This window comes from Mesorhizobium sp. LHD-90, from assembly GCF_030929505.1.
Taxonomy (GTDB): Bacteria; Pseudomonadota; Alphaproteobacteria; order Rhizobiales; family Rhizobiaceae; genus Kumtagia.
Map to the genome: position 1 here is coordinate 364207 of NZ_JAVFVV010000003.1, position 26603 is coordinate 390809.

Sequence of the window (26603 nt, forward strand, 5' to 3'; positions counted from 1 at the left end):
TCAGAACAGTTTCATCGCGGGTTTCGTCAGCATCAGCCAGAAGATGCCGATCACCGCGAAGAAAGCTGGAAAACCGAAGGCGAACCAGATGCGGTAGAGCCGGAAATATTCGGCGGGCAACGGGCTGTCGTCGCGCCCGGCTCGGCGGGCAAGGTCACGCAGCCTGATCTGGATTACGACCACCGGCAGCCAGAACAGGCCGGTGACGACATAAAGCGCCAGCGACAGCACGATCCAGCCTTCGGAAAGCGGCCAGCCAATCCGAAGTGCCAGCCATGCGCCGGTGATCGGCTGAAGAATGACCGCCGTCGCAGTAAAGACGGTGTCGGCGACGACTACCGTGCCGGCGACATGGGCGATGGTTTTCGGATCGCGAGTGCGGTGGACCATCACCATGAAGAAGGCGATGCCGGCGCCCGTGCCGAACAACACCGCCGCGCCGAGCACATGAACGAGGCGCAGCAGATCTTCCATGTCAACGCTCGTCCAGGATCGCCAGGGCGACTAGCGTGAGCGCGAGCGACGGCAGCACCTTCACCAACGGCCCGAGCGGATCGGTCCAGAGGCCGGGTGTCAGCACTGTCGCCGAAAGCAGGTAGATGGCCGACAGCAGCAGCATCCCTTTCAATGCAGCGGCGGCGTATCGGCGGATGGCCACGCCAATGCCGAGCACGATGTCGGCGAGGCTGGTTGCCAGGGTAAGTGCGCCGGCGGCGGCAGTGGACGCTCCAGCCGAGATGAGATGCTGCGCGCTTGCGTCGAACCGAAACAGCGCGATCAGGCCGGAGAGTAGCCAGAACAAGCTTAGACTGGCGAAGACAGGGGCTTTCAGCAGATAAAGCCTCGCGAACCAGAGGTCCTGTGCTCCGGCTGGGGTCGCGAGGATTTCGGCAAGTGGCTTGAAGGAGCGGCCGCTCGGTGGAACATGGTCGGCAACGCCGCCGGAGGCGACGGTCATGGCCGTGCTGCGCAGCGGCGAGCGCCAGCCGAGATGGCCAAGCCCGTCGGCTATCTGTGATAAAAGGCGGGCGGCGAAAAACGGGACCGCAATCGTGGCCGCTGGCGGCAGGCCAAGCCAGCGGCGATGCAGGGCGACCGCCTGCGCGAGCGTCAGTGTCTGGGGCGCGGCGAGGTCGAGGTCGCCGTCTGGCGGAATACGGCCCTCGACCGCGTCGACAACAGCCGTTCCCACGTCGTCGAGCGCGACGAACTGCATCGGCGTATCGGCGTTCGCCAACGGCGAGACGATGGGAAAGGCGGCCAGCGCCCGCAGCAGCGCGGAGCCACCATAGGCGTTGCGGCCGATGACGATGGCGGGCCGCAGGATGACAAAGGGCAGGCCGCATTCTTTCAGCGCCGTGTCGGCATGCCGCTTGGTCCGTATGAAGCGGGTCGTATTGCTGGCGCCTTCGGTACGTGCCGATACCTGGACGATGAGGCGAGGCTTGGGCCGTGCGGCCGCAGTGTAGAGGGCGAGCGTTGCGGTCTGCAGCGCCGCGAGATCGTCGCGGCCGCCGTCCTGCAAGGCACCGGCGCAATTCACCACGCAGTCGATGCCGTCGAGGTGTTTCTGCCAGTCCGTCGGTTGGGACAGGGTTGCGAGGTCAACTGACAGCCATTCGACATGGCCGATTCGTCGCGACGCCGCCGCGATGTCACGGGCGAGGGCGATCAGCGCATGCCCGCGACCGGCGAGTGCTGTCACGACAGCCGTTCCGATCAGTCCGCTTCCGCCCAGAATCAGCACCCGCATAATGCGACGATAGCGAGTTGCACGCGGGTGGTGCAATTCTTGGGTGCTGGCGGCCGCTTGCCTGTACGCCGGGGCGGTTCTAGACTTTGCGCATGTCCCACGATCACCACCACGACAACGACCTTGACCCCATGGCTGCGCGGGTGCGGGCCCTGGAGACAATTCTTGTCAGAAAGGGGTTGGTCGATCCGGCAGCGATCGACGCCATCGTCGAGACCTACGAGACGAAGGTCGGGCCGCGCAACGGCGCCAAGGTCGTGGCGAAGGCATGGAGCGATCCCAGTTTCGCCGAGTGGCTCAGGCGCGACGCGACGGCGGCGATCGCCTCGCTCGGCTATAGCGGCCGGCAGGGCGAGCACATGCAGGCGGTGTTCAACACGGCCGACACGCACAACCTCGTCGTCTGCACGCTGTGCTCCTGTTATCCGTGGTCGGTGCTCGGCCTGCCGCCGGTCTGGTACAAGGCGCCGCCTTACCGCAGCCGCGCCGTCATCGATCCGCGCGGTGTGCTGGAGGAATTCGGCCTAACCCTGCCTAGCGACACGAAAATCCGCGTCTGGGATTCGACTGCCGAACTGCGCTATCTCGTCGTGCCGATGCGGCCGCCCGGCACCGAGGGCTGGGACGAGGAACGGCTTTCTGAACTGGTGACGCGCGATTCGATGATCGGCACCGGGCTGGCGCTGGAGCCGGCGGCATGAACGGGCCGCAGGATCTCGGCGGGCAGATGGGGTTCGGCCCGGTCGCTCCGGAACAGGACGAGCCGTATTTCCATGGCGAATGGGAGAAGCGGGCGTTGGGCGTCACCATCTCGGCGGGTGCGATGGGTGCCTGGACGATTGACGAAAGCCGGCACATGCGGGAATCGCTGCATCCGGCGGACTATTATGCGTCCAGCTATTACGAAATCTGGATCAAGGCGCTGGAGCGCCTGCTGGTGCGCCACCAGTTCGTCACGGATGAAGAACTGGCGAAAGGCGAGGTGCTATCGCCGGCGGCAACGCCGAAGCGCGTTCTGAAGGCGGAGAATGTCGCGGCGGTGCTGGCGAAGGGCGCGCCATGCGACCGGCCGGTGAAAGGTGCGCCGCGATTCAAGGCGGGCGACCGGGTGCGGACGAAAAATTTCCATCCAGCAGGCCATACGCGCCTGCCGCGTTATGCGCGCGGCAAGCCGGGCGTGGTGGAGGCAGTGCGCGAGGGTTTTGTCTTCCCCGACAGCAACGCGCATGGCGGGGGCGAGCAGCCGCAGCATGTCTATACGGTGGTGTTCGACGCCGGCGAAATCTGGGGCGAGGGCGCCGATCCGACGCTGACCGTCTCGATCGACGCGTGGGAGAGCTACCTTGAACCGGCGTGAGGCCGGCACCCTGCCGCCGGGGATGGACGAGCCTGTCTTTGCCGAACCCTGGCAAGCGGAAGCTTTTGCGCTCGTCGTGGCGCTGCACGAGCGTGGATTGTTTTCCTGGGGCGAGTGGGCCGAGACGCTTTCCGCCGAGGTGCATCGCGCCGATGCCGCGCTGGACGGCCATGACTACTATGACCACTGGCTGGCGGCGCTGGAAAAGCTGCTGGCGAAGAAGGGCGTGGCGCTCGCCGAGGATATCGAGACGCTGGCGGCTGCGTGGGAGCGCGCCGCGCATGCGACGCCGCACGGAAAGCCGATCCTGCTGGAGAACGATCCGGAGCAGGGTGCGTCCTTCGAGGCTCGCTCGTGAAAAGTTTTGTCTTTTATTTCAACGTCGTGCGGGCTCGCACCTCTGGATGAGGAAGGTCGTGCCTGCAAGCCAATCGCCGAGATTGGTTCGCCGGGACGTCGCCGTCTCTACGGAACGCTATGGCTCCGGCGTCCAAGGTGGGCGTCGCAGGCGCAAACCTTCCTCATCCTGAGGTGCGAGCCCGCGAAGCGCTGAAATTCAAGCATACATCTTTGGCGGGCGAGCCTCGAAGGACGCACCCAATCAACGGGAAGGGCTGGAAGGCTCGACACTCGCTTCAATCAGCAGGTCAGCATTCCGCGCCACCGAAGCCGCCGGGCCGCCCGGCCCGAACAACTGCCCGCTGATATAGGCGCCCTCGATAAGCAGCAGCAGCCCGTCGCCGAGAGTGTCGGGGTCGTCCGTGCCCATGCCGGACGCCATCTCGCGCAGGCGGCGGCGCAGTTCCCGCTTGTTTGCTTCGCCGACGGCGCGGGCCGGGTGGTTGGGCTCCGGATATTCGACCGCCGCATTGGTCATGCCACAGCCGCGATAGCCTTCCATCACGGCACGTTCGCCGACGCCCGACAGGAACGCAAGAATCTGCCGGTGCGGGTCGCCTGGATGGGCCGCGACCGAAGCGTCAAAACGTTTCCAGAATTCCTGATCGTAGACTTTCAGATAGGACGCGGCGAGATCGTCTTTTGAAGCGAAACTACGATAGAGGCTGGGCTTGGTGACGCCGGCCTGCCTGACAATCTCGTCGACGCCGATGGCGCGGATGCCTTCCAGATAGAAGAGCCGGCGCGCCGTATCCAAAATCCGGTCCGCCGCGCGCGGGCTGTGGCGGCCGCCGTCGGATGCCGAGGGCGTTTCCGGGATTTTTTCGTCGTCCATCGCTTCAGGTCGCTTGACAATGTTACTGAACGGTACGTATCAAGCAGCAAGATACGTACCGGTGAGTCACATGGCAATAGCAAATTCGCGTCCCTTCGGCCAGCGCTACGCTTTTGTGGTGGTCGGCGTCATCTTCCTCTGCCTGCTGATCGCGGCCGGCCTGCGCTCGTCCATGTCGGTGATGATGGTGCCGCTGGAGGATGCGTTCGGCTGGCGGCGCGACGTCATCTCATTCGCCGCCGCCGTCGGCATCTTCATCTACGGCCTTGCGGGCCCCTTCGCGGCCGCACTCATGGATCGCATCGGCCTGCGGCGGACGCTGCTTGCGGCGCTGCTGATCATGTCCGGCTCGACGGCGCTCAGCCTGCTGATGACCGAGCCTTGGCACCTCGTGGCGACCTGGGGCGTGCTGTCCGGCGTCGGCTCGGGCGCCGTCGCCACCGTGCTCGGCGCCACAATCGTCAACCGCTGGTTCAAGACCAATCGCGGCCTGATGATGGGGCTGATGTCGGCAAGTGCCGCGACCGGCCTGCTGGTTTTCCTGCCGGTGCTGGCGGCGCTGTCGCAATGGGGCGGCTGGCAGCCGGTGGCGATCACCGTGGCTATCGCCACTGCCGCGCTGATACCGCTGGTATGGCTGCTGGTGCCGGAGCGGCCGTCCTCGATCGGCCTGACCCGCTACGGCGCGGAAGGGCCGGAGCCCGAAGCCGCCGCGGCCACGAGCAACTTCCTGGTGCATACACTGTCGACGCTGCGCAAGGCGGCGGGCACGCGCGTCTTTTGGTATCTGTTCGCCACCTTCTTCATCTGCGGCTTCACCACAAACGGCCTCGTCGGCACGCATCTGATCGCCTTCTGCAGCGACATGGGCATTGCGGAGGTGCAGGCGGCGGGGCTGCTCGCCATGATGGGCATCTTCGACCTGATTGGCACGACCTTTTCCGGCTGGCTCACCGACCGTTTCGACGCGCGAAAGCTGCTGGGCATCTACTACGGCATTCGCGGCCTGGCGCTGATCTACCTGCCGCTGTCCGGCTTCTCGCCATGGGCACTGGCGGTGTTTGCGGTGTTTTACGGGCTCGACTGGATCGCCACCGTGCCGCCGACGCTGAAGCTTTCCAACCAGGCATTCGGCGACCGCAGCGGGCCGATGGTGTTCGGCTGGATCATGGCAGGCCACCAGGTTGGTGCTGCCGCCGCCGCGTTCTTCGGCGGCTTCATGCGCGAGCTGCAGGGCAATTACGACCTCGCCTTCCAGATCGCCGGCATGACCGCGATCGCCGCCGCGGCGCTCTCGCTGCTGATCGTGCCGACGCGCCGCGAGGAGTTCGGCGAGCCGCAGGCGGCATGAGCGGTTTCATTCCGCAGCTTGGCGTAGCCTGGCCATTTCCGCGATCTCGGCGGCCACCAGTTCCTGCAGCCGCCACAGATTGCGGTCGCGGATGCCGAATTCGCCGAGCTTCAGCACGGTGTTGTAGAGATAGGCGGCGTTGGAGCCGATATGGCCGCAGGCGCGTGCGATGCGCCGGGCGGCTTCTTGGGGCGGTAGCCGGCCAAGGATAAAACTGCCTTTCGGGCCGGCCCAGAAGCTGAGCGCCCTGACTTTGCCCTGATCGGATTCCGCCTCGAGCCAGCGGATCGAGGCGAGATCCTCGGGATAGCTGGTTTCGCGCCAGATCATGTCATGAAGCACCTGCCTGCGGCTCTCCTCCGGCAGGCGATAGGCGACACCGTGGCATGTGCCGCCGCGCATGATCGCCATCATCAGTCCCGGTTGCTCGCTGGAACCCCGCCATCGCCGCATGTCCATGCAGAAGGAGCGGTGCCAGCCGTAAGCGGTGGCGCGGCGTGCCTCGACCGGGTCGAACACCGGCTTCCAGATCAGCGAGCCGTAGGCGAAGATCCAGAGCGGCCGGCCGCCGCATTCGGAGTCGAGCCTTGCGGCCGTATCGCCGATTTCCTGGTCGGTCAGTTCGATGAAGCCGGCCTCAGGCCCCGGATCGGCCACGACGCGCTCGCACAGCGCCACGAGTTCCGGCGTAAGCGCCATCGTCTTGCTCCGGGCCAAACCGGAAATTCCCCTATCCAAGCACAGACTAGCGCCTTTCCGGCGCGGCTCAAGACCATCTCGGGGCGACGGATTTCGGGATCGGAGTTTGGGAAGTGCCGGCTTGCGATGCTTGCGCCGTGTGTCTGTTCTTTGTATGTTCTCATTCCGGGCTTGGCTTGCCAATCTGGCCTTGCGAAGTGCTTTCGAATCCTCTCTTTCAGGCCAATGGAATTTTCTCCGCAGCAGGACGAGGCGCTTCAGGCTGTGGCGCGCTGGTTGAAGTCCGGCCGGCCGCAGATTTTCCGCCTGTTTGGTTATGCCGGCACCGGCAAGACGACACTTGCCCGCTATTTCGCCGAACACGTCGACGGGCAGGTGCAGTTCGCCGCCTTCACCGGCAAGGCGGCACAGGTGCTGCGCTCCAAGGGCGCAACCAACGCCCGTACCATCCACTCGCTGATCTACCGTCCGCGCGGCGAGGAGGCGGTGGCCGACGAGGCGACGGGCAAGACGTCGATGTCGCCGACCTTCTCGCTCAACCGGCAGAGCCCGATCATGCGCGCCAAGTTGGTCGTCGTCGACGAATGCTCGATGGTCGACGAGCAGCTTGGCCGCGACCTGATGAGTTTCGGCACGCCGATCCTGGTGCTGGGCGATCCCGGCCAGTTGCCGCCGATCTCGGGCGGCGGCTTTTTCACCGAGCACGAGCCCGACTTCCTGCTCACGGAGATCCACCGGCAGGCGCGAGACAATCCGATCATCCGCCTTGCGCTCGACGTGCGCGAGGGTAGGGAGTTCATGAAGGGCAACTACGGCACCGCGCAGGTGATCGGCCGCGAGGAGGTGACACAGGACCTCGTCATGAAGGCCGACCAGGTGCTGGTCGGCACCAACCGGACGCGAAAACGCTACAACAAGCGATTGCGCGAGCTGAAGGGGTTTACCGCCGATTATCCGCAGGCCGGCGACAAGCTGGTCTGCCTGCGCAACGATCCGAACAAGGGCCTGCTCAACGGCTCGCTGTGGAAGGTGATGACCTCGGCGCGCGAGACCGTGAAGCCGGGGATCAACCTTCTGGTCTCACCCGAAGAGGACGATCCGGACCGCGGCGTCGCCAAGATCAAGTTGCTGAAGGCGGCGTTCGAGGATCCGGACGCCGAAATCCCGTGGCAGCAGAAGAAGCGGTTCGACGATTTCGACTACGGCTATGCGCTGACCGTGCACAAGGCGCAGGGCTCGCAGTGGAACGACGTCGTGCTGTTCGACGAAAGCTGGGCCTTCAAGGACACGCGCGAACGCTGGCTCTACACCGCGATCACCCGCGCGGCGGAGCGGCTGACGGTGGTGCGGTGAGCGTCATTCGCCCTCGAGCCAGTCCCAGGCGCCATCTTCGTCCTCGGGTGCAAATTCTCTGAATTCGACAGGCCTGGCGTTGAGGAAAACGCCGTGAGTGGCCGCAAGCGCGGCGCGGTCGCCCACCAGCGCACAGCGCCTGACATGTTCCGAGGCGAGCGCCTTGCCCTGCTTCATCGTGTCGGGCGAGACCTCCCGCCAGTCGACGCCTTCATTATCGACAACGCGCAGCAGCACGTCGATACGCGGGTCGATGGCGCAGGCGGCCTCCAGCAAGCCGAACAGGTTTTCCACGTCGGCCGCCGTTACGTGGCCGACGATGTCGAAGGCGTGCAGGTCGCGGCGGCCGGTGTCGATGCGGCGGACAGCCGGAACGGATTCGAGCATGTTCATGGCGGGCTCTCCCTCATCACTCCTGATTGTCCTGAACACAAAAATCCGCTTTCCGTTCCAGCCTTTCGGGCTGTAGGGGTCGTGCCGACGACCCCGTGCGAGAACGAGACCATGCCCATCAGACTTTCCGTGAACCTCAACGCCATCGCCATGCTGCGCAACCGCCGCGACCTGCCCTGGCCCAGTGTGACGGGGCTCGGCCGCATCGCGCTTTCCGCCGGCGCGCACGGGCTGACGGTGCATCCCCGGCCCGACCAGAGGCATGTCCGCTTCACCGACCTGCCGGAAATTCGCGCGCTGATCGACGACGAGTTTCCGAAGGCCGAGTTCAACATAGAAGGCTATCCCGACGAGGGCTTCCTCGCCCTGGTCGAGCAGACCGAGCCCGAGCAGGTGACGCTGGTCCCGGACGATCCGTCGCAGGCGACGTCCGACCACGGCTGGGATTTCGCGGAACAGGCGGATTTCCTGCGGCCGATCGTGCAGCGGCTGAAACGCAAGGGCATGCGTGTGTCGCTGTTCGCCAATCCCGATCCGGCCGGCATGGACATCGCGCGCAGCCTCGGCGCCGATCGCGTCGAATTCTACACTGGCCCCTACGGAAGTTGCCATTCCGATTCCGAAAAAGCTGCCAAGGAGCTGGAAAGACTGGGAAAAGCCGCGGATGCGGCGTTTGGCGCGGGGCTCGACGTCAACGTCGGCCACGACCTCACCGTTGCCAACCTCCCGGCGCTGGTGAAGCGCATCCCGCGGGCTGCCGAAGCCTCCATCGGCCATGCCATCACTGCGGATGCGCTGGAGTTCGGCATGCGCGAGACGGTCAGGCGTTTCCTCGCCGCTTGCGGCTGGTAGGATTGGCCTATCGGCAAAGGCTAATTGTGCGCTATCTCTTTCCGGCAGTTGCTATTGCAGTGCAGCAGGCGTAGAGCACCGCCCGTTTTCGCCGGAGACGCCGAATAGATGGCCATGGAAGGCTCAGCGGAGGACGTGAAGTCATCTCCGGTCGCCAGCGAGCACTCGCTTGATACGCGGGTGCTCATGCTGGGAGCGCTCGGTGTCGTCTATGGCGACATCGGCACAAGCCCGATCTACGCATTCCGCGAGGCGTTGATGGCCTCGGCGGGCGATGGCCTGCCGGTGCGCGACAACGTCTTCGGTGTGCTGTCGCTGATCGTCTGGGCGCTGACCATCATCGTCACCGTCAAATACATCAGCTTCGTGCTCAAGGCCGACAATCGCGGCGAGGGCGGCACGCTGTCGCTGATGGCGCTGGCACGCTCAAGCTTCACCAACCGCTCGAATTTCATCCTGATCGTCGGCATCCTCGGCGCAGGCCTGTTCTACGGCGACGCGGTGATCACGCCGGCGATCTCGGTGCTGTCGGCGGTGGAGGGCATGAAAGTCGTCACGCCGGCCTTCGATCCGTTCGTCGTGCCGCTGACGCTGTTCATCCTGGCCGTGCTGTTTTCGGTGCAGCGCTTCGGCACCGGGCGCGTGGCGACAGTGTTCGGGCCGATCACTGCCGTCTGGTTTCTGGCGATCGGCCTGTCCGGCCTGATGTACATCATCCACGATCCGGAAATCCTGTGGGCGCTCAATCCAGTCGAGGGCGTCCTGTTCCTCATCCGCTCGCCGGATGTCGCCTTCGTCACCATCGGCGCGATCTTCCTCGCAGTGACCGGCGCCGAGGCGCTCTACGCCGACCTCGGCCATTTCGGCCGGCGGCCGATCGTGCTCGCCTGGCTGGCTATCGTCTTTCCCTGCCTGCTGCTCAACTATTTCGGGCAGGGCGCCTTCGTGCTCGCGCACGGAGACAGGATAGGCCATCCGTTCTTCGAGATGAACCAGGGGTGGACGCTGGTGCCGATGGTCGTTCTGGCCACCGCAGCCACGGTGATCGCCAGCCAGGCTGTCATCTCCGGCGCCTTTTCGCTGACACGCCAGGCAGTGCAACTCAATCTTCTGCCGCGTTTCCAGATCCAGCATACGTCGAAGACGCAATCCGGCCAGATCTACTTGCCGCGCGTCAACCTGCTGCTGGCGCTGGTGGTGATGACGCTGGTGGTTGGCTTCGGCGAATCGAGCGAACTCGCTTCCGCCTATGGCATCTCCGTCACCGGCAACATGCTGATGACCACGATCCTGCTCTATGTGGTGATGACGCGCATCTGGAAATGGCCACTCGCCTGGGCGGTCGGGCTGACCGTCGTCTTCGCCATCATCGATGTCGGCTTCTTCGCGTCCAACATCGTGAAGGTTTTCGACGGCGGCTGGGCGTCGCTGGTGGTGGCGATCGCCGTGGTGCTGGTCATGACCACCTGGGTGCGCGGCTCGCGCCAACTGTTCGAGAAGACACGCAAGAACGAGATTCCGCTCGATTTCCTGTCCGCCAACATCGCCAAGAAACCGCCGCATCTGGTGCCCGGCACGGCCGTCTTCCTGACCAGCGACCCGCAGAGCGCGCCGACGGCGATGATGCACAGCCTGAAACACTACAAGGTGCTGCACCAGCAGAACGTCATCCTCACCGTGGTGACGGCGCCGCAGCCATTCGTGCCCGATGACGAGCGGGTCAGCCTGGAGACGGTCAACGAACTGTTCATGCGCATCACCCTGACCTTCGGCTACATGGAGCGGCCGAACGTTCCCAAGGCGCTGGCAATCTGTCGCAAGCACGGGTGGAAGTTCGACATCATGACGACCTCGTTCTTCCTGTCGCGGCGTTCGCTCAAGCCGTCACCGAATTCCGGCATGCCGGGCTGGCAGGACAAGCTGTTCATCGGGCTGGCCCGCACCGCATCCGACGCCACCGAATATTTTCAGATCCCCACCGGCCGGGTGGTCGAGATCGGCACGCAGGTCGCGGTCTGAGGCGCGGCGCCTGTTTCGCGCCGCGCCACGCTGACCGATTCCGTCGCGGACCAATCTGCTTCTTTTCAGGACGTCATCCGGCAAGCGGCGGGTTCAGGCGGGCAAAACCTTCCTGCCGCCGATAGGGAAAATGCGGGTAGGGCGCGGTGACGGCGCTGGCCGCGTCGAGCTTTTCGATCTGCTCCTTCGTCAGCGACCAGCCGACCGCGCCGAGATTCTGGTGGAGCTGCTCCTCGTTGCGCGCGCCGATGATGACTGATGAGACTGTCGGCCGCTGGATCAGCCAGTTGATCGCCACCTGCGGAACAGTCTTGCCGGCCTCAGTCGCGACCTGTTCCAAAGCATCGACGACGCGATACAGCAGCTCGTCATCTACCGGCGGGCCGAAACCGGCCGTCTCGTGCAGCCGGCTGCCTTGCGGAAGCGATTTTCCGCGGCCGAGCTTGCCGGTCAGGCGGCCCCAGCCGAGCGGGCTCCAGACCAGCGCGCCGAGTCCCTGGTCCTTTCCAAGTGGCATCAGGTCCCATTCGTAATCGCGGCCGACCAGCGAATAGTAGACCTGGTTGGCGACATAACGGGTCCAGCCGTGTTTTTCGGCGGCGGCGAGCGACTTCATGATCTGCCAGCCGGAAAAATTCGAGACGCCGATGTAACGCAGCTTGCCGTCAGCCACGAGACGGTCGAGCGTCGAGACGACTTCCTCGACCGGTGTCGAGGCGTCGAAGGCGTGCAACTGGAAAATGTCGATGTAGTCGGTGCCGAGCCGCTTCAGCGCGGCCTCGACGGAAGCGATCAGCCGCGAGCGCGAGGAACCCCAGTCGTTCGGCCCGTCGCCCGTCGGCAGGCCGGCCTTGGTCGAGATCAGCACGGCGTCGCGCCGGCCCTTGATCGCCTCGCCGAGCACTTCTTCCGATGCGCCGTTCGAATAGACGTCGGCGGTATCGAACAGGGTGACGCCGGCCTCGAGGCAGATGTCGACAAGGCGGCGGGCTTCCTCGACGTCGGTCGTGCCCCAGTGGCTGAAGAGCGGGCCGGAGCCGCCGAAGGTGCCGGCTCCGAAGCTGAGCACCGGCACTTTGAGACCGGAGGCGCCGAGATTGCGGTATTCCATGGTGATGGCTCCTGAAAGGGTTGGTGAATTCATTCTGCCGGGCAGGGCAGCGCGGGAGATACGTCGATGCTGGTGCTGCGTCTGTCTAGCCGGGCGGTAAATAGCGCGACGCCGAGGGCGGCGACCGGCACGATGCCGGCGACCCAGGGGACTGCGCCGAGGCCCGGTCCGTGGTCAATGACCGCGCCGCCCAGCCACGCGCCGATGGCGTTGCCGAGGTTGAAGGCGGCGATGTTGAAGCTGGACGCAAGACCTTGGCCGGTGCCGTCGGCCTTTTCCAGCAGCCACATCTGCAGCGGTGGCACGGTGGCGAAGGCGGCCGCGCCGAACAGGCCGACGGCGACGACCGCGGCGGCCGGCTGATGGATGGCGAACGTCATGGCGAACAGGACGACCGCCAGCGCTGCGAGACTGCCGAGCATGGCCGGCACCAGCCAGCGGTCGGCCAGTCTTCCGCCGAGCAAATTGCCGGCGACCAGCCCGGCGCCGAACACCAACAGGATCGGCGAGACCGCGCTTTCCGAAAAGCCGGTTACCTGCGTCAGGATCGGCGCGATGTAGGTGAAGGCGGCGAAGACGCCGACCCAGGAGAGCACCGTGGTCAGCAGCCCGAGCAGGACGGACCGGCGGGCGAGCACGGCAAGCGCGTTTTCCGACGATGCCTGGCGCGGCCCCGGCTCGTCGCGCGGCACCAGCAGCGCGATGACGGCGAAGGCGACGATGCCGACCAGAGTGACCGCCCAGAAGGTGGAGCGCCAGCCATAGGCCTGGCCGAGCCAGGTGCCGAACGGAACGCCCAGAATGTTGGCGACGGTCAGGCCGGTGAACATGATGGCGATGGCCGACGCCTTGCGGTTCGGCGCGACCAGGCCGGTGGCGACCACCGAGCCGACGCCGAAGAAGGAGGCGTGCGCGAAGGCGGTGAGCACGCGCGCCGCCATCAGCGTCCAATAGTCCGGCGCCAGCGCGCAGGCGAGATTGCCGAGGGTGAAGACCACCATCAGGCCCATCAGCAGTGTCTTTCGCGACCAGCGGCCGGCGATGGCGCCGAGCAGCGGCGCGCCGACGACGACGCCCAGCGCGTAGCCGGAGATCAGCAGGCCCGCCGCCGAGATCGACACGCCGAGATCGGCGCCGACTTCGAGCAGCAGGCCCATGATGACAAATTCGGTGACGCCGATGCCAAAGGCACCGGCGGTGAGGGCATAAAGGGCAAAGGGCACGATTTGGCCTTTCCGAGAAGCTGTGTCGCGCCTGAAAGTGGACATCGGAAGTTCGATGAACTAGCCTGCCGAACGGAACATCACTTGTGAGTTGAATTCACCATGGCGCGCCTCGACGTCAACCGCTCCGGCGAGATGGAAGTGTTTTCGCGCGTGGTGGAACTGGGCGGATTCTCCGCCGCGGCGCGCGATTTCCGCATGACGCCTTCGGCGGTCAGCAAGCTGGTGGCGCGGCTGGAACGACGGCTCGGCGTGCGGCTGATCAACCGCTCGACGCGCAAGCTGCAACTGACGCCGGAAGGCGTCGCCTTCCACGACCGGGCGGCGCGCATCCTGAGCGAGATGGACACGGCGGAGCGCGAGGCGGCCTCCGGCGCCTCGCCGCGCGGCCGGCTGCGGGTGAACTCCAACATCGCCTTCGGGCTGCACTATCTGCTGCCGCTGGTGCCGGATTTTCTGGCCCGCCATCCGGGTGTCAGCATCGACGTGGCGCTGACCGACGCGGTCGTCGATCTTTTGGAAGAGCGGGCCGACGTGGCGATAAGGGTCGGGCCGCTGCGCGAATCGCGGCTGCTCGCCCGCAAGCTGGGCGAATCGCGGAGTGTCGTGGTGGCGTCGCCGGCCTATCTGGAGCGCCACGGTGAACCGCCAACGCCGGCCGATCTTGCGAAGCACAACCGGCTAGGCTTCTGTTTCACGCGGCTGATCGAAGGCTGGCCGTTTCGCGACGAAGCGGGCGAGGTGATCTATGTGCCGCCGCTGGGCAACGCGCTGGTGAGCGACGGCGAGGCGATGCGCGCGCTGGCGCTGGCCGGGTTGGGCATCGCCCGGCTCGGAGAATTCCATCTCCGGCAGGACATCGAGGCCGGCCGGCTCGTGCCTGTGCTGGAAGAGTTCAATCCGGGCGACACCGACCCGATCCACGCCATCTTCGTAGGGCAGGGCGGGCACCTGCCGTCGCGGGTGCGCGCCTTCCTCGATTTTCTGGTGGAACGGGTGCGGGTTTGAACCAGCCGCCGGTCAGGCGCCGAGGACCGCCTTGTTCTCCTCAAGAAAAACCTTCAACGGCTTCGATTTGCGGCCGGAGAGCGCTTCGACATCGCCGGTGACCAGCGCAAGGTCGCCGGCGCGCGTGGCCGTGTCGAAGGATACCAGTGTAGGGATGATCGCCTCGGGCAAGCCAGCCGCCTTCATGCCGCCGGCCAGTTGCTCGTCCGTCAGGTCGACGACCTGAAGCGGCTTGCCGACGGCGGCGCTCGCCAGTTTTGCGATCTGCTCGTTGGTCAGCGCTTCGGTGCCGGTCAGCGTGTAGGTGGTGCTCTGCGTCGGCCAATTCACAATCGCGCCGGCGATCGCCGCGGCGATGTCGTCGCGCGCGACATAGGCGGTGCGGCCCGCGCCGGCCGACGTGTACCACTGGCCGCCTGCAAAAGCGTGCGGGAGCGCCCTGAACAGGTTCTCCTGGTACCAGTTGTCGCGGAAGAGGAGATAGGGGAGGCCGGTCGCCTTCACCGCCTTCTCTGTGTTCAGATGGTCGGGCGCGAAGCTGACCTTCGAGGTTTCCGGCACCGGCAGGGAGGTGTAGGCGAGGCGTTTTGCGCCGGCTTCGACGGCGGCCTCCACGGCGGTGCTGTGCTGCCGCTGGCGGGTGCCGGCGCCGTCCAGCGCATCGGTCGAGACGATCAGGATGGTGTGCGCTCCTGCAAACGCCTTGACCAGGCCGGGCTTGTCGTCGAAATCCGCGGCGCGGACGACAACGCCCCTGGCGGCCAGGTCGGCGATCTTGTCCGGATCGCGGGTGCCGGCGATGATTTTCGACGGCGCGACGCCGCGTTCCAGCAGGTGATGGATGACGGCCCTGCCGAGATGGCCGGAGGCGCCGGTGATGAAGATCGTGTCGGTCATCGTGCAGTCCTGATTGATGGTCTCTTTTTGAGATCAGCACTAAATTATGGTTTGACCGAAGACTGTAAAGAAGGCAGTTTTTCGGGAGGTAGGCACAGGCAGGGAACCATCGATGGACGCAAGGCAGGCCAATCTGCGCACCAAGCTGGAGATTTATAGGGCCGAAAGCGGCGGTGCGGGGCTGGCCAACTGCCCGGTGCGCGACGTCATCCACACCCTGAGCGGGCGATGGAACTCGCTGCTGATGATGGCGCTGGCCGAACAGCCCTATCGCTTCGGCGAGTTGCGCAGGCTGGTGCCGGACATTTCGCAACGCATGCTGACACAGACGCTGCACGATCTGCAGCGCGACGGCTATGTGCATCGCGAAGTGTTTCCGACCAAGCCGCCTAGCGTCGAATACAGCCTTACCGATCTCGGCCGTTCGATGTTCGAACCGCTGCAGCGGCTGATCCAGTGGGCGGAACTCAACCACGACAACGTCCGCAAGGCGCGCACCGTTTTTGATTCCGGCACTTGACGATAGAGATCAAAATTCGCCAACCGCCAGCCTGGCGGTCTTGCCTGACACAATCGCCATAGATCGGCACGCAACTCGCAAAGCGCCGATACCTGTTGAGATTCAGGTAGGGGTGAGGTGAAGATGGTGTTTTCCGGGGTCGCGCAGCGACGAGCGGAGCGTACGTGCTGGTGCAAAAAGGGGATAAAATATTCGCCCCGCCACCTTTTTTCTTTACCGACACCAGCCTTTTTCTCGTTAACGCATTGAAATCGCACGTAGTGCGTCTTCGACGCGGGCGCTTCCCGATAAAAAAACGGCGCGACTTATCCCTCCTGCTTCAGGCTCCCACATAATGTGCTCATCGCTCTCGCGGGAACCTGGTGCGCACCGGGTATCAGGGAGGGCGTCGGCGCCGGGGTGGCCGCGTAACGGTGCGCGGCTTGGCGAGAGCCTCGAGACCCGGGCCCCAGATCGCGACGACACGCTCCGGATCGAGTGAGCGGTATCAGCGATCGGGCAAGAACGCCGGCGGGGCGCAGGGTTCGCGCCACGTTTTATATTTTGAGAGGCTCGGCCCTGCGCCCCGTTTCCCACCTCCCGGAAGGGAGATTTCCACTCAATGGCCAGGGCGGATTTTTCGCAGCGTGGCACTTGCTTTCGCGCGGATTTCGCAGCATAGGGAACCGTAACGTACGGTACGGTTCCTGTCGACCGACCGGCACAAGCGGAAAGACGCGTGTTGCACATCGCCCCAGAGACCCAGAGCAGCGAAGCGCCGACCGACCGCCAGAAGGCGGTCCTCGATGCAGCACTCGCGCTGCTGGTCGAGGAGGGCGATGCGCTGACCATGACCGCAGTGGCGCGGCGCGCCTCGTGCTCCAAGGAAACGCTCTATAAATGGTTCGGCGATCGTGACGGATTGCTGACGGCGACGGTGCGTTGGCAGGCCTCGCATGTCCGCGTCCAGCCGCTTGGCGGCGAGCCGATCGCGCTGTTTTCGCTCACCAACAGCCTCGAGCGTTTCGCCTCCGACTGGCTGACGGTGATCTCCTCAAAGACTTCGATCGCGCTGAACCGCGTCGCTGTCGGCCATGCCGGCACGGCAAAGACCAATCTCGGCGCGATTGTGCTGGAGAACGGCCGTTTCGCGCTGGCCGCACGGCTGAAGCCGGTGCTGGAGGCCGGGCGCGACGCCGGCCTGCTTGCCTTCGATGACGCCGAGACGGCGTTTCGCAGCTTTTTCGGGCTGGTTGCCCGCGACGTTCAGATCCGGCTGCTGCTCGGCGACCGGCTGAAATTGACTGCCGCCGAGATCGCTCGCGATGCGAGCGAGGCGACGCGGCAGTTTCTCGCTCTCTACGGAGCACAGGCCGGCCGCTGAAGGCGGCCATCATCTTCAACGGGAAGGAAACGACATGCGTGTCTATTACGATCGCGACGCCGATCTCAATCTCATCAAAGGCAAGAAGGTCGCCATCATCGGCTATGGCAGCCAGGGCCGGGCGCATGCGCTCAACCTGAAGGACTCCGGCGTCAAGGACATCGCGATCGGCCTCAAGGCCGGCTCGGCGACTGCCAAGAAGGTGGAGGCCGACGGCCTGAAGGTCATGTCGGTGGCCGACGCTGCCAAGTGGGCCGACCTGATGATGATGGCGACGCCCGACGAACTTCAGGCCGACATCTACAAGGGCGAGATCGCGCCGAACATCCGCGACGGCGCGGCGATCGCCTTCGCCCACGGCCTCAACGTGCATTTCGGCCTGATCGAGCCGAAGGCCTCGGTCGACGTGCTGATGGTCGCGCCGAAGGGGCCGGGCCACACCGTGCGCGGCGAATACCAGAAGGGCGGCGGCGTGCCGTGCCTGGTCGCGGTCCACCAGGACGCTTCCGGCAACGCGCTCGACCTCGGCCTCAGCTATGCCTGCGGCGTCGGCGGCGGCCGCTCCGGCATCATCGAGACCAACTTCAAGGAAGAGTGCGAGACCGACCTGTTCGGCGAGCAGGTGGTGCTGTGCGGCGGCCTGGTCGAACTGATCCGCGCCGGCTTCGAGACGCTGGTGGAAGCCGGCTACGCACCCGAAATGGCCTATTTCGAGTGCCTGCACGAAGTGAAGCTGATCGTCGACCTGATCTATGAGGGCGGCATCGCCAACATGAATTATTCGATCTCCAACACCGCCGAGTGGGGCGAGTATGTGTCGGGCCCGCGCATCATCACCGCCGAGACCAAGGCCGAGATGAAGCGTGTACTCAAGGACATCCAGACCGGCAAGTTCACCAGCGAGTGGATGCAGGAATACCGCTCAGGTCTCGCTCGCTTTAAGGGCATCCGCCGCATGAACGATTCTCACCAGATCGAGCAGGTCGGCGAGAAGCTGCGCGGCATGATGCCGTGGATTTCCAAGAACAAGCTGGTCGACAAGGCCAAGAACTGAGCATTCCAGCTCCGTCGAACGAAGCGGCCCAGGTCATCCGACCGGGGCCGCTTCTTTTTGAAGTGTCTCATTTCAGTACATTGCGAGTGTGGCGCGGTTCTTGCTCAACCTCCAGCAGTCGAGGAGGTTGTGCCGTGACACCTATTGTCGAGAAGTCCATTGGCATCGACGGCGAGGTTTTCGCCGACCGGAGACAGGAAGATCGCCGGCGCGTGTTCAAGGGCGCGCGGCTGACCTTCAACAAGGGCTACGGCGCATTCGAATGCGTCGTACGCAACGTTTCGGAAAGCGGAGCTCGCCTGGTCTTCGGCGACACCTCTGCGATCCCATCGCATTTCGACCTTCTGATGTCCGGCGAAGAAAGGGCCCGCAAGGCGACCGTCCGCTGGCGCAGTGTAACCGCACTGGGTGTCTCGCTCGATTGATGCCCGGACTAGCGTTGACCGACTGGCCAGCGGGGGTGTCGGTGGTCAACGCAACGGGCCGGCGCAGAAAGGGGAAACTGCGTCGGCCCGGCCAATCTCGATCAGCATGCCGTCAGATGAACGGCGAAATGCACTCCCGCCTCGGGCCGTAATAGGGCTGAAAGGTATTGTCGTAGGCGCGGTAGCTGCGATAGCGGGCGTAGCACCACTGGGTATGCGAGTTGGCCCTCACCGGCGCGCGATAATACCTCGGAGCGGCATAGTAGCCCGGATCGGCGTAGCCGTAGTAGGGCGCGCCGTAATAGGGAACGCCAAAGCCCAGATAGATGCCGGAACCGTAGCGGTAATTGTCGCGCCAATAGTTCCGGCGCGCCCAGCGGCGATCACGCCGCCATCCACGATCGCCCCGCCAGTACCGGTCGCGTCGCCATTCGCGATCGCCACGCCAATGGCGATTTCCTCCGCGCCATCCATCGTCGCCACGCCAATGGCGGCCGCCGCGCCACTCGCGGTTGCCGCGCCACTGGCGGCCGCCGCCACGCCAATTGCGATAGATTGGGTTCGTTCCTCCTCGGAACTCGCCTTCGACGACCGGCACGACGGCAAGCCCCGTGCTTGCGGCCGGCGACTGCGGAACGACCGGCCCGATCGGCGCCGAGGACGCGCCGCCCGTAACGCCGGTGAGCACGCCGAGCGCAATCACGCCCGCGCGCGCAAGGGTAGAGAATGCGGTAATCATCTCCGATCTCCAAAAAAGCGAGCTGCCCGCCACCCCTGCATGTCCACCGTGACATCGTAGGATTTTTCCGATGAACGCTGCATGAACGGCGCCGGTTCCCTTGGCGGTCGTGCGCCGGGCTTGTCTTCGCTCCTGCTAGCGGGCACAAGCGGACCATGTCGCTTCGCCTTGCCACCTTCAACGTCGAAAACCTGATGAACAGGTTCGATTTCTCCGGCTACCGCAACCAGTTGCAGCAGGACCGCACGCTGGCGCTGTTCCACATTCGCGACGAGGCCGAATACAGGCTGCTGGAGCAGGCGCGCACCGTCGCCCACACCGACGACACGCGTCAGTTGACGGCGCTTGCCATCGCGGCCACGCGCGCCGACATCCTCTGCTTGCAGGAAGTCGACAATATCGAGGCGCTGAAGGCCTTCGAATACGGTTATCTGTTCAAGATGGTGGGGCAGGGCTACCGCCAGAAATTCACCACTGCCGGCAACGATTCGCGCGGCATCGACGTGGCGGTGATGACCCGCGACCATACCCGTGACGGCCAGCCGATCGAGTTCGTCCGCATGAACAGCCACGCGCCTCTCACCTTCGGCGAACTCGGCCTGCACACGCCCGAACTCGCGGCGCTCGGCATCGAGCCGCATGAGCGCATCTTCCGCCGCGACTGCCTGGAGATCGACCTGCGCATCGGCGGACAGCCGCTCACCGTCTATGCCGTGCATTTCAAATCGATGGGCGGCCCGCGCGACGGCATTCCGGGGCGCGACGCGACCATGCCGGTGCGCCGGGCCGAGGCGCTTGCCGTCCGGCACATCATCGAAACCCGCTTCGGCAAGGACCACGCCGCGTCCAAGCGCTGGGTTATCTGCGGCGATCTGAACGACTATCGCCAGCGCATCGTCATCGGCGGCGAGGCTGAGCCCGGCTTCGATTTCACCGTGGTGAACGAAACCGGCTCGGCGCTCGACGTCCTGCTTGCCGACGGTTTTGCCGAAAACATCGTCGAGCGTCGGCCCGAGCTTGAACGCTGGACCCTCTATCACACGCGCGGGCCGCAGGAACGGCATCTGTGCCAGCTCGACTACCTGCTGCTGTCGCCATGGCTGGCGAAGCGCAACGCCACCGCCGTGCCGGACATCGTCCGCGGCGGCCAGCCGTGGCGTACGATCTTTCCGCCGGGCCAGGAGGTGGAGCGGTTCCCGCGTATCGGCTGGGACAGGCCCAAGGCGTCCGACCATTGTCCCGTGGCCGTGACGCTGGACATGGCATGATGGACGCGCCCATGACATTCGACCTCCCCCGTGGCCGGCTGGTGCCGGTTTCCCGGATCGAGGTGCGGCTCGATCCCGGGCAGCATCCCTGGGAGATCGAGAACGCGGAGGCGATCGAAGCCAACTGGCGGCGCGAGGTTTCCGCCAATCCGGCGCTTTTCGACGGTCGCACCGTGCTGCTCTCCGAACTCACCTATACCGGCGGGGTTTTGGCGGGGCGTTGCCATGCGGTGCATTATGCGACTCTGCTCTACTGGCGGGACCACCGTCCGACTGGGGCTGAGCACGCCTTCGCCCACGCCGCCCTGGTTTGCAGCGACGGGGCGCTGGTGGCCATCCGCATGGCCGCACATACTGCAAATCCCGGCCGCGTCTATTTCGCCGCCGGTTCCTTCGAGCCGACGGACGTCGATGCCGACGGCCTGGTCGACGCCGAAGGCAACATGGTGCGCGAGGTGCGCGAGGAGACCGGCCTCGACATTTCCGCCGTTCAGCACGAAGCAGACTACCTGCTTTTCTCCCAGGACGGCGCGTCTGTCGCGTTCCGGCGCTATCATCTCGGTGAAACGGCCGACCGCGTCGCGGCGCGCGTCGCCGAATACGTGAAGGCACAGGCACAGTCCGAAATCGAAGAAGCAGTGATCATCCGTGGCCGTGACGACATTCCGCCGGGCGCAATGCCTTACATGAAGGCCTTCATCGACTGGCATTTCGGCGGCAAGTAAGCCTCATTCGTGCCTGAGCGCCACGATCGGGTCGAGGCGCGCGCCGCGCAGCGCCGGGAAGAAGCCGAACACCATGCCGATCAGCGCCGAGAAGCCGACGGCAAGCAGGATGACGGCGAGGCTCGGCGCGAAGGGAATCGACAGTGCCAGTGACGCGGCTCCGGCCAATGCAAGGCCGATAGCGATGCCGATCAGCCCGCCGAGCAGCGACAGCACAGTCGCCTCCACCAGGAACTGGATCAGGATGTGGCGCTCATGCGCGCCGATGGCGAGCCTGATGCCGATCTCGCGCGTGCGCTCGGTGACCGACACCAGCATGATGTTCATGATGCCGATACCGCCGACCAGCAGGCTGACGCCGGCAACCGCGCCAAGCATGCCGGTCATGGTGGCTGTGGCGCTGGCCATCGCGTCGGCGATCTGAGTCATGTCGCGTACGTCGAAATTGTCGTCGGCGCCCGGCGCGATGCGGCGGGTCTCGCGCAAGATCGTCTCGATCTCCTCTTGCACGCCCGATGTAGGCACGCCCTCTGTCGCGGACACGTAGATCGTATCGATGTCGCGGTCGCCGGCGATACGGCGCTGGAAGGAGAGCAGCGGCATCAGCACCACATTGTCCTGGTCCTGGCCGAAACCGGAGGTGCCCTTGCTCTCCAGCACGCCGATGACGCGGCAACTCGTCTTGGCGACGCGGATCGACTGGCCGTCCGGATCTCCTGCGCCGAAGAAGAGGCCGCGCACCGTCTGGCCGATCACGCAGACATTGGTGCCGCCGCGCACTTCCGACTCCGTGAAGACACGGCCCAGCGCCACGTCCCAGTCGCGGGCGATGAAATAGTCGGTGTCGGTACCGCTGACGCTGGCCGACACGTTCTGCGCCCCGAAAACGACACGTACTGTGCTCTGCGCCTCGGCCGAGACGGCGCGCGCCGTCGCCAGCCCTTTGACCAGGCCGGCCATGTCCTTCTCGTCGAGTTTTCGCGGCGTGAACGATGTCGAGCCGGAGCGGTCGGGCCGGGCGGCGCGGACCACGAGCAGGTTGCTGCCCAGCCGCGATATGTCGGACTTCACCTTCTCGGTTGTGCCGCTGCCGATGGTGACCATGGCGATGACGGCGGCGACGCCGATGACGATGCCGAGCAGAGTCAGGAAGGAGCGCAGCACGTTGCGGCGCACCGAACGCAGGGCGAGACGGACGGTTTCGAGCAACATCAGGCGGCCTCCGCCTTGAGCCGGTCCGAGGCGACATGGCCATCGAGGAAACCGATGATCCGGTGCGCGTAGCCGGCCACATCCTGCTCGTGCGTGACCATGACGATGGTCAGCCCGAATTCCTCGCTGAGCCGCGTCAAGAGGTCCATGATCTCATGGCTGCGAGCGGTATCGAGATTGCCGGTCGGCTCGTCGGCGACCAGCAGCGTCGGCCGCGTGACGATGGCGCGGGCGATCGCCACGCGCTGCTGCTGTCCGCCGGAGAGTTCAGCCGGCGTGTGGTGCTCGCGGCCTTCGAGGCCCACTTCCGCCAGCGCTCGCATCGCCAGTTTCCGCCGCTCGGATGCCGGCACGCCGCGATAGATCAGCGGCAGTTCCACATTCTCGGCCGCCGTGGTGCGGGCGAGGAGGTTGTAGCCCTGGAAAACGAAGCCGATATGGCGGTTGCGCAGCGTTGCGCGCCTTCCCCGGTCGAGCGCGCCGGCATCGGTGCCGAGGAAATCGTAGCGGCCGCCGGTCGGCGTATCGAGGCAGCCGACGATGTTCATCGCCGTCGATTTTCCCGACCCGGACGGACCCATGATCGCCACGAACTCGCCGCGGGCAATGGAAAACGACACGCCGGCCAGCGCATGCACCTTTGCTTCGCCCTTGCCATAGGTCTTCCAGACCTTGTCGAAGCGGATGAGCGTTGCGTCGGCGGCCATCAGCGCCGCGCCTCGCGGGCGCCGGTGATCACCTGGTCGCCCGCCGACAGGCCTGACAGGATTTCGGTGTTCTCACCGTCGGTCGAGCCGGTCTTGACACGCACCGCCTCCGGCTGGCCGTCGCGCAGCACATAAAGCGTGCGCAGGCCGTCCGCCTCGCGCACCTGCGGCCGGTTGGCGCGCGGCCGGCCCATGCGCGGCATGAACAGTCTTTGCAGGCTCCAGCCACTTTCGCTCGCCTGCTGCGGCGGGCTGTAGCGGAAGGCAGCGCTGGGCACGGTCAGCACGTTCTTGGCCTCGCGGGTCACCACGGCGACGGTTGCGGTCATGCCGGGACGCAGCAGCAGTTCGTCGTTTTCCACATCGAGGCGGGCGTCATAGGTGACCACGCCCTCGGTCGTCACCGAAGCGAAGGAGATGTCGCGGATCTCGGCGTCGAAGGGGCGGTCGGGAAAGGCGTCGACGGTGAAGCGCGACTGCTGGCTGGGTTTCACCGCGCCGATGTCGGCCTCGTCGATCGCCGCCTTCAACTCCATCTTCTTCAGATCGGCTGCGATGACGAAAAGCACAGGCGCCTGCAGCGACGAGGCGACGGTCTGGCCGGGATCGACCGAACGGGTAAGCACGATGCCGTCGATTGGCGCGTATATCCTGCTTTTCTGGAGGTCGGCTTCCTGGAGCTTCAACTCCGCCTGGGCGATGGCGATGTTGGCCTTGGCGACGGCGACGGCCGCCGAGGCCCGGTCGCGGGCGGCGAGCGCGGTGTCCAGCGCCTGCTGGGCGACCATGCCGCGGTTGGACAGTTGCTGGGCGCGGGTCAGCGTCTGCTCGGCTTCCGTCAGCGTCGTCTCGGCCTGGCCGACTTGCGCCTCAGCAACCTTCAAGGACGCCTCGGCGCGATCGACGTTGGCAGCGATGCGCACCGTGTCGAGATCGGCCAGCACATCACCTTTTTTCACCGTGTCGTTCTCGTTGACCGCGACGGAGCGCACCACGCCGGAAAGCTCGCTGGAAATATCCACCTGAATCAGCGGCTGCAGCGTGCCGGTGGCGGAAACCTCGACGACCAGGTCGTCCCGCGTTGCCGGCACGGTGGTGAAGGAGACCGGAGCCCGCGACGGGCCGGTCCACCAGTAGGCGACGCCGGACAGCGCGGCCAGGACCGCCAGCGCGACCAGCGCACGCCGCGCCAACCGCCCCCAGCGAAAACCGCCGCGCCCGCCGAGGTCGAGCACATCGATGGATGACGAGTTGCCGGCGCGTGGCCGATTGACAATCTGGTCCATCAGGGACCCTTTTCATGCGTGATCGTAAACATCGTTATGGCCAAAGGAAATATCCACGTCGCGAGGCAAGCTGCCGGCGTATTACGTCCGATTGCAGCCCTCTAGATGCTCCGCGGACGGCTACCCCCGGCCATGGCGCTGATTCCGATCCGAAAAATCCCTTCACCTCGACAGGTCATGTAGAGGCGGAGCACTTTCAAGTTAAATTTCGCTCATGTTGGGGTGACCGGAGAGTTGCACGATGAAACGCCGCCGTTACGTGGTCTACGACGTGTTCACCAGCGAGGCGCTGACCGGCAATCCTCTGGCCGTGGTGCTCGACTGCGACGGGTTGGATACGGATGGCATGCAGCGCATCGCCCGCGAATTCAACCTGTCGGAATCGACCTTCGTGCTGCCGCCGGAAGATTCCCGCCACAAGGCGCGGGTGCGCATCTTCACGCCGAACTACGAATTGCCTTTCGCGGGCCATCCAACGGTCGGCACGGCGATCGCCCTTGCCGACCTGTCGGGCAGCGCCGCGCCGTCGATCTTCGTGCTGGAGGAAAACATCGGGCCGGTGCGCTGCGCCGTCGGTCATGTCGACGGCGTGGCCTTTGCCGAATTCGCGCTCGCAAAACTGCCGGAACCGGTGCCGTTTTCGGTCGATCCCGCCATTGTTGCCTCAGCGCTCGGTCTCGGACCGCACGAGATCGGCTTCGAAAATCACAGGGTTTCCTGCTGGACCGCCGGCGTTCCTTACGTGGCGGTGCCGGTTTCAGGCCTGGACATCGCCGCCAAGGTGCGTTTCGACAACGCCGCCTGGATGGAGATTTCGCCGGCGAAGAGCGGCAGCGCGGTGGCGTCGGCCTATGTCTACTGCCGCGAGACGATCCACCACGACACCGCCTTCCATGCGCGCATGTTCGTGCCGGGCAACCCGTCCTACGAGGATCCGGCGACGGGCTCCGCGGCAGCGGCCTTTGCTGGCGCCATCGTGCGTTTCGACAGGCCGGTCGACGGCTCGTCGCAGTACTGGATCGAGCAGGGAATCGAAATGGGCCGGCCCTCGCGCATCAGGCTGGAGATCGATACGGCGCAGGGCGAGATCGAAGCGGCGCGCATCGGCGGCCAGGCCGTCAAGGTGGCGGAAGGAACGCTTTTCGCCTGAGCAGGCCGGCTCCTGACCGAAGCCGCTCACTCCTCGGGCGGGAGTTCTCCGGGCACGCACCTGCCGCTGTCGGTGGCGCGGGGGTCGCATTCCGCCGGATCGATGCCGCGCGTGCCGGAATTTTGGCAGCCGGCCAGCAGCACCAGGGTGAGCGTGGTCAAGAGCAATCGCCGCATCCGCATCTTCCCGTTTCGGAGGCCCGCTCATAACACGGGGCGCATGCCCAGGCGAGGGGAGGGGCGCAGCCTTGACGGCGAGCGATGCGTCCCTCACCCGTCGGGGTGCGGCGGGCATGCTGCGGCACCGGACCAAGAAAAAAGCCCGCTGCCGGGAGGAGGTGGCAGCGGGCTCGATTTGATTGCGGCGAGGGAGGAGGTTCGCCGCTTTCAGCGTCGGCACCACATCTGGGAGGAGGAGATGGCCGACACCCAATAAATACGAAATGCCCGCCGATTCGGCAATGTTCAAATTTGCATGCCTGCTGTGCACATTGTCGCGGGGATTGCAGGCGCGGAGGTGAGATGCACTCGGCGGCTGTACCGCCTGAGCGCCGACATCGCAGCCCACGCCTGCTGGAACCTTTTGGAGCGAGATGAAATCAGGCGGCACCGTCAAAACCTTCCCCGTTACCACGCTGCCCTTCGGCCCTGGCCATTGTTGAGAGAATGCTCCCTTTCGGGAGGTAGTCCGGGAAGCGGGCGCAAAAACCTTGCCTCACAGACTTGATAATATGGCGCAGCTTCCGCGCCCGCCGGCGACTTTGGGCTCTATCCCGTTCCACTGCCGATCGTGTCCCTGGGAGTGGTGTAGCTGACGGCGTTGGTCGCCGCGCTCTCCGGCGTTGGGCCGGGACGATCAGCGCGCCATGGCTGGCAGGCTGATGAGCGGATCATCGCTCATTTGG

Annotated in this window: 28 protein-coding genes; 15 read left to right on the forward strand and 13 right to left on the reverse strand. The window is 65.3% G+C overall.

The genetic code is table 11. The features are described from left to right. Together RB623_RS05745 and RB623_RS05750 are read right to left on the reverse strand one after the other, a co-directional pair. Positions 1-474: a DUF2269 domain-containing protein gene (locus RB623_RS05745; RefSeq protein WP_308055803.1), complete on the reverse strand. Its 474-nt coding sequence runs from the start codon at positions 472-474 to the stop codon at positions 1-3. 1 nt (position 475) lies between these two features. Then, positions 476-1753: an SDR family oxidoreductase gene (locus RB623_RS05750; RefSeq protein WP_308055804.1), complete on the reverse strand. Its 1278-nt coding sequence runs from the start codon at positions 1751-1753 to the stop codon at positions 476-478. 92 nt (positions 1754-1845) lie between these two features. On the opposite strand from RB623_RS05750, the gene nthA reads away from it, so the two are divergent. The 3 genes from nthA to RB623_RS05765 are packed head-to-tail and all read left to right on the forward strand — an operon-like array spanning position 1846 to position 3468. After that, positions 1846-2454, forward strand: a complete 609-nt coding sequence (gene nthA, locus RB623_RS05755; protein ID WP_308055805.1) for a nitrile hydratase subunit alpha — start codon at positions 1846-1848, stop codon at positions 2452-2454. Next, positions 2451-3110, forward strand: coding sequence for a nitrile hydratase subunit beta (gene nthB / locus RB623_RS05760; protein WP_308055806.1), 660 nt, complete (start codon positions 2451-2453; stop codon positions 3108-3110). Before nthA ends, nthB begins: the two co-directional genes overlap by 4 nt. Next, positions 3097-3468 (forward strand): nitrile hydratase accessory protein, encoded by a 372-nt coding sequence (locus RB623_RS05765; protein WP_308055807.1) that lies wholly within the window; start codon positions 3097-3099, stop codon positions 3466-3468. The genes nthB and RB623_RS05765 overlap by 14 nt, the downstream gene beginning before the upstream one ends. Positions 3469-3711: 243 nt before the next feature. Here the strand turns inward: RB623_RS05765 and RB623_RS05770 are convergent, their stop codons facing one another. Next, the gene (locus RB623_RS05770) at positions 3712-4344 is read right to left on the reverse strand and encodes a TetR/AcrR family transcriptional regulator (RefSeq protein ID WP_308055808.1); all 633 of its coding nucleotides are present in this window, start codon (positions 4342-4344) and stop codon (positions 3712-3714) included. A gap of 70 nt (positions 4345-4414) precedes the next feature. Between RB623_RS05770 and RB623_RS05775 the strand changes: the two genes are divergently transcribed. Next, entirely contained in the window at positions 4415-5695 is a 1281-nt protein-coding gene (locus RB623_RS05775) for an MFS transporter (RefSeq protein WP_308055809.1), read from the forward strand. A 6-nt stretch (positions 5696-5701) separates the two neighbouring features. Here RB623_RS05775 and RB623_RS05780 read toward each other — a convergent pair whose 3' ends face one another. After that, positions 5702-6394 (reverse strand): gamma-glutamylcyclotransferase, encoded by a 693-nt coding sequence (locus RB623_RS05780; protein ID WP_308055810.1) that lies wholly within the window; start codon positions 6392-6394, stop codon positions 5702-5704. Positions 6395-6619: 225 nt separating this feature from the next. On the opposite strand from RB623_RS05780, the gene RB623_RS05785 reads away from it, so the two are divergent. Next, on the forward strand, positions 6620-7747 hold the full coding sequence (locus tag RB623_RS05785; RefSeq protein ID WP_308055811.1) for an ATP-dependent RecD-like DNA helicase: 1128 nt from the start codon (positions 6620-6622) through the stop codon (positions 7745-7747). Positions 7748-7750: 3 nt separating this feature from the next. Here RB623_RS05785 and RB623_RS05790 read toward each other — a convergent pair whose 3' ends face one another. Beyond that, on the reverse strand, positions 7751-8140 hold the full coding sequence (locus RB623_RS05790) for an STAS/SEC14 domain-containing protein (protein ID WP_308055812.1): 390 nt from the start codon (positions 8138-8140) through the stop codon (positions 7751-7753). A gap of 111 nt (positions 8141-8251) precedes the next feature. On the opposite strand from RB623_RS05790, the gene RB623_RS05795 reads away from it, so the two are divergent. Together RB623_RS05795 and RB623_RS05800 are read left to right on the forward strand one after the other, a co-directional pair. After that, positions 8252-8992, forward strand: coding sequence for a pyridoxine 5'-phosphate synthase (locus RB623_RS05795; protein ID WP_308055813.1), 741 nt, complete (start codon positions 8252-8254; stop codon positions 8990-8992). 114 nt (positions 8993-9106) lie between these two features. Continuing rightward, positions 9107-11011 (forward strand): potassium transporter Kup, encoded by a 1905-nt coding sequence (locus tag RB623_RS05800; RefSeq protein ID WP_308055845.1) that lies wholly within the window; start codon positions 9107-9109, stop codon positions 11009-11011. A 73-nt stretch (positions 11012-11084) separates the two neighbouring features. On the opposite strand, the gene RB623_RS05805 is transcribed toward RB623_RS05800, so the two are convergent. Further along, entirely contained in the window at positions 11085-12122 is a 1038-nt protein-coding gene (locus tag RB623_RS05805; protein WP_308055814.1) for an aldo/keto reductase, read from the reverse strand. A 29-nt stretch (positions 12123-12151) separates the two neighbouring features. Beyond that, complete coding sequence (locus RB623_RS05810) at positions 12152-13345, reverse strand: MFS transporter (RefSeq protein ID WP_308055815.1); 1194 nt, start codon at positions 13343-13345, stop codon at positions 12152-12154. A 102-nt stretch (positions 13346-13447) separates the two neighbouring features. On the opposite strand from RB623_RS05810, the gene RB623_RS05815 reads away from it, so the two are divergent. Then, entirely contained in the window at positions 13448-14353 is a 906-nt protein-coding gene (locus RB623_RS05815) for a LysR family transcriptional regulator (protein ID WP_308055816.1), read from the forward strand. A 12-nt stretch (positions 14354-14365) separates the two neighbouring features. On the opposite strand, the gene RB623_RS05820 is transcribed toward RB623_RS05815, so the two are convergent. Continuing rightward, positions 14366-15250: an NmrA family NAD(P)-binding protein gene (locus RB623_RS05820; RefSeq protein WP_308055817.1), complete on the reverse strand. Its 885-nt coding sequence runs from the start codon at positions 15248-15250 to the stop codon at positions 14366-14368. Between the two features lie 112 nt (positions 15251-15362). On the opposite strand from RB623_RS05820, the gene RB623_RS05825 reads away from it, so the two are divergent. The 4 genes from RB623_RS05825 to RB623_RS05840 all read left to right on the forward strand — a co-directional run bounded on the left by RB623_RS05825 (position 15363) and on the right by RB623_RS05840 (position 18612). Next, a complete protein-coding gene (locus RB623_RS05825; RefSeq protein WP_308055818.1) occupies positions 15363-15770 on the forward strand; it encodes a helix-turn-helix domain-containing protein in 408 nt (135 codons plus the stop codon). A gap of 718 nt (positions 15771-16488) precedes the next feature. Continuing rightward, on the forward strand, positions 16489-17133 hold the full coding sequence (locus RB623_RS05830; protein WP_308055819.1) for a TetR/AcrR family transcriptional regulator C-terminal domain-containing protein: 645 nt from the start codon (positions 16489-16491) through the stop codon (positions 17131-17133). A 34-nt stretch (positions 17134-17167) separates the two neighbouring features. Continuing rightward, positions 17168-18187 carry a ketol-acid reductoisomerase gene (gene ilvC, locus RB623_RS05835; protein ID WP_308055820.1) on the forward strand — a complete coding sequence of 340 codons (1020 nt, stop codon included), beginning with the start codon at positions 17168-17170 and terminating at the stop codon, positions 18185-18187. 134 nt (positions 18188-18321) lie between these two features. Then, positions 18322-18612 carry a PilZ domain-containing protein gene (locus RB623_RS05840; protein ID WP_308055821.1) on the forward strand — a complete coding sequence of 97 codons (291 nt, stop codon included), beginning with the start codon at positions 18322-18324 and terminating at the stop codon, positions 18610-18612. 112 nt (positions 18613-18724) lie between these two features. Here the strand turns inward: RB623_RS05840 and RB623_RS05845 are convergent, their stop codons facing one another. Beyond that, the gene (locus RB623_RS05845) at positions 18725-19351 is read right to left on the reverse strand and encodes a BA14K family protein (RefSeq protein ID WP_308055822.1); all 627 of its coding nucleotides are present in this window, start codon (positions 19349-19351) and stop codon (positions 18725-18727) included. Between the two features lie 155 nt (positions 19352-19506). On the opposite strand from RB623_RS05845, the gene RB623_RS05850 reads away from it, so the two are divergent. Both RB623_RS05850 and RB623_RS05855 read left to right on the forward strand, forming a co-directional pair. Then, positions 19507-20619: an endonuclease/exonuclease/phosphatase family protein gene (locus RB623_RS05850; protein ID WP_308055823.1), complete on the forward strand. Its 1113-nt coding sequence runs from the start codon at positions 19507-19509 to the stop codon at positions 20617-20619. A gap of 11 nt (positions 20620-20630) precedes the next feature. Beyond that, a complete protein-coding gene (locus RB623_RS05855; RefSeq protein WP_308055824.1) occupies positions 20631-21344 on the forward strand; it encodes a hypothetical protein in 714 nt (237 codons plus the stop codon). Between the two features lie 3 nt (positions 21345-21347). Here the strand turns inward: RB623_RS05855 and RB623_RS05860 are convergent, their stop codons facing one another. Genes RB623_RS05860 through RB623_RS05870 form a run of 3 tightly spaced genes read right to left on the reverse strand, consistent with a single transcriptional unit; the run spans position 21348 to position 24549 of the window. Beyond that, complete coding sequence (locus tag RB623_RS05860; RefSeq protein ID WP_308055825.1) at positions 21348-22556, reverse strand: ABC transporter permease; 1209 nt, start codon at positions 22554-22556, stop codon at positions 21348-21350. Continuing rightward, a complete protein-coding gene (locus RB623_RS05865) occupies positions 22556-23263 on the reverse strand; it encodes an ABC transporter ATP-binding protein (protein WP_308055826.1) in 708 nt (235 codons plus the stop codon). Before RB623_RS05865 ends, RB623_RS05860 begins: the two co-directional genes overlap by 1 nt. Continuing rightward, a complete protein-coding gene (locus tag RB623_RS05870) occupies positions 23263-24549 on the reverse strand; it encodes an efflux RND transporter periplasmic adaptor subunit (RefSeq protein ID WP_308055827.1) in 1287 nt (428 codons plus the stop codon). The genes RB623_RS05865 and RB623_RS05870 overlap by 1 nt, the downstream gene beginning before the upstream one ends. 241 nt (positions 24550-24790) lie before the next feature. Here RB623_RS05870 and RB623_RS05875 point away from each other — a divergent pair, with 241 nt between their 5' ends. Then, positions 24791-25699: a PhzF family phenazine biosynthesis protein gene (locus tag RB623_RS05875; protein WP_308055828.1), complete on the forward strand. Its 909-nt coding sequence runs from the start codon at positions 24791-24793 to the stop codon at positions 25697-25699. Positions 25700-25725: 26 nt separating this feature from the next. On the opposite strand, the gene RB623_RS05880 is transcribed toward RB623_RS05875, so the two are convergent. Next, positions 25726-25881 (reverse strand): lipoprotein, encoded by a 156-nt coding sequence (locus tag RB623_RS05880; protein WP_308055829.1) that lies wholly within the window; start codon positions 25879-25881, stop codon positions 25726-25728. Between the last annotated feature and the right edge of the window lie 722 nt (positions 25882-26603).

Excerpts from the sequence above, each read along its gene's own strand:
- RB623_RS05805 (WP_308055814.1), bottom strand. The coding sequence starts at position 12,122 with ATGGAATACCGCAATCTCGGCGCCTCCGGTCTCAAAGTGCCGGTGCTC.
- nthB (WP_308055806.1), top strand. The coding sequence starts at position 2,451 with ATGAACGGGCCGCAGGATCTCGGCGGGCAGATGGGGTTCGGCCCGGTC.
- RB623_RS05880 (WP_308055829.1), bottom strand. The coding sequence starts at position 25,881 with ATGCGGATGCGGCGATTGCTCTTGACCACGCTCACCCTGGTGCTGCTG.
- RB623_RS05850 (WP_308055823.1), top strand. The coding sequence starts at position 19,507 with ATGTCGCTTCGCCTTGCCACCTTCAACGTCGAAAACCTGATGAACAGG.
- RB623_RS05770 (WP_308055808.1), bottom strand. The coding sequence starts at position 4,344 with ATGGACGACGAAAAAATCCCGGAAACGCCCTCGGCATCCGACGGCGGC.
- RB623_RS05775 (WP_308055809.1), top strand. The coding sequence starts at position 4,415 with ATGGCAATAGCAAATTCGCGTCCCTTCGGCCAGCGCTACGCTTTTGTG.
- ilvC (WP_308055820.1), top strand. The coding sequence starts at position 17,168 with ATGCGTGTCTATTACGATCGCGACGCCGATCTCAATCTCATCAAAGGC.
- RB623_RS05795 (WP_308055813.1), top strand. The coding sequence starts at position 8,252 with ATGCCCATCAGACTTTCCGTGAACCTCAACGCCATCGCCATGCTGCGC.
- RB623_RS05860 (WP_308055825.1), bottom strand. The coding sequence starts at position 22,556 with ATGTTGCTCGAAACCGTCCGTCTCGCCCTGCGTTCGGTGCGCCGCAAC.
- RB623_RS05800 (WP_308055845.1), top strand. The coding sequence starts at position 9,107 with ATGGAAGGCTCAGCGGAGGACGTGAAGTCATCTCCGGTCGCCAGCGAG.
- RB623_RS05825 (WP_308055818.1), top strand. The coding sequence starts at position 15,363 with ATGGACGCAAGGCAGGCCAATCTGCGCACCAAGCTGGAGATTTATAGG.
- RB623_RS05815 (WP_308055816.1), top strand. The coding sequence starts at position 13,448 with ATGGCGCGCCTCGACGTCAACCGCTCCGGCGAGATGGAAGTGTTTTCG.
- RB623_RS05780 (WP_308055810.1), bottom strand. The coding sequence starts at position 6,394 with ATGGCGCTTACGCCGGAACTCGTGGCGCTGTGCGAGCGCGTCGTGGCC.
- RB623_RS05870 (WP_308055827.1), bottom strand. The coding sequence starts at position 24,549 with ATGGACCAGATTGTCAATCGGCCACGCGCCGGCAACTCGTCATCCATC.
- RB623_RS05785 (WP_308055811.1), top strand. The coding sequence starts at position 6,620 with ATGGAATTTTCTCCGCAGCAGGACGAGGCGCTTCAGGCTGTGGCGCGC.
- RB623_RS05790 (WP_308055812.1), bottom strand. The coding sequence starts at position 8,140 with ATGAACATGCTCGAATCCGTTCCGGCTGTCCGCCGCATCGACACCGGC.
- RB623_RS05745 (WP_308055803.1), bottom strand. The coding sequence starts at position 474 with ATGGAAGATCTGCTGCGCCTCGTTCATGTGCTCGGCGCGGCGGTGTTG.
- RB623_RS05865 (WP_308055826.1), bottom strand. The coding sequence starts at position 23,263 with ATGGCCGCCGACGCAACGCTCATCCGCTTCGACAAGGTCTGGAAGACC.
- RB623_RS05820 (WP_308055817.1), bottom strand. The coding sequence starts at position 15,250 with ATGACCGACACGATCTTCATCACCGGCGCCTCCGGCCATCTCGGCAGG.
- RB623_RS05845 (WP_308055822.1), bottom strand. The coding sequence starts at position 19,351 with ATGATTACCGCATTCTCTACCCTTGCGCGCGCGGGCGTGATTGCGCTC.
- nthA (WP_308055805.1), top strand. The coding sequence starts at position 1,846 with ATGTCCCACGATCACCACCACGACAACGACCTTGACCCCATGGCTGCG.
- RB623_RS05875 (WP_308055828.1), top strand. The coding sequence starts at position 24,791 with ATGAAACGCCGCCGTTACGTGGTCTACGACGTGTTCACCAGCGAGGCG.
- RB623_RS05855 (WP_308055824.1), top strand. The coding sequence starts at position 20,631 with ATGACATTCGACCTCCCCCGTGGCCGGCTGGTGCCGGTTTCCCGGATC.
- RB623_RS05750 (WP_308055804.1), bottom strand. The coding sequence starts at position 1,753 with ATGCGGGTGCTGATTCTGGGCGGAAGCGGACTGATCGGAACGGCTGTC.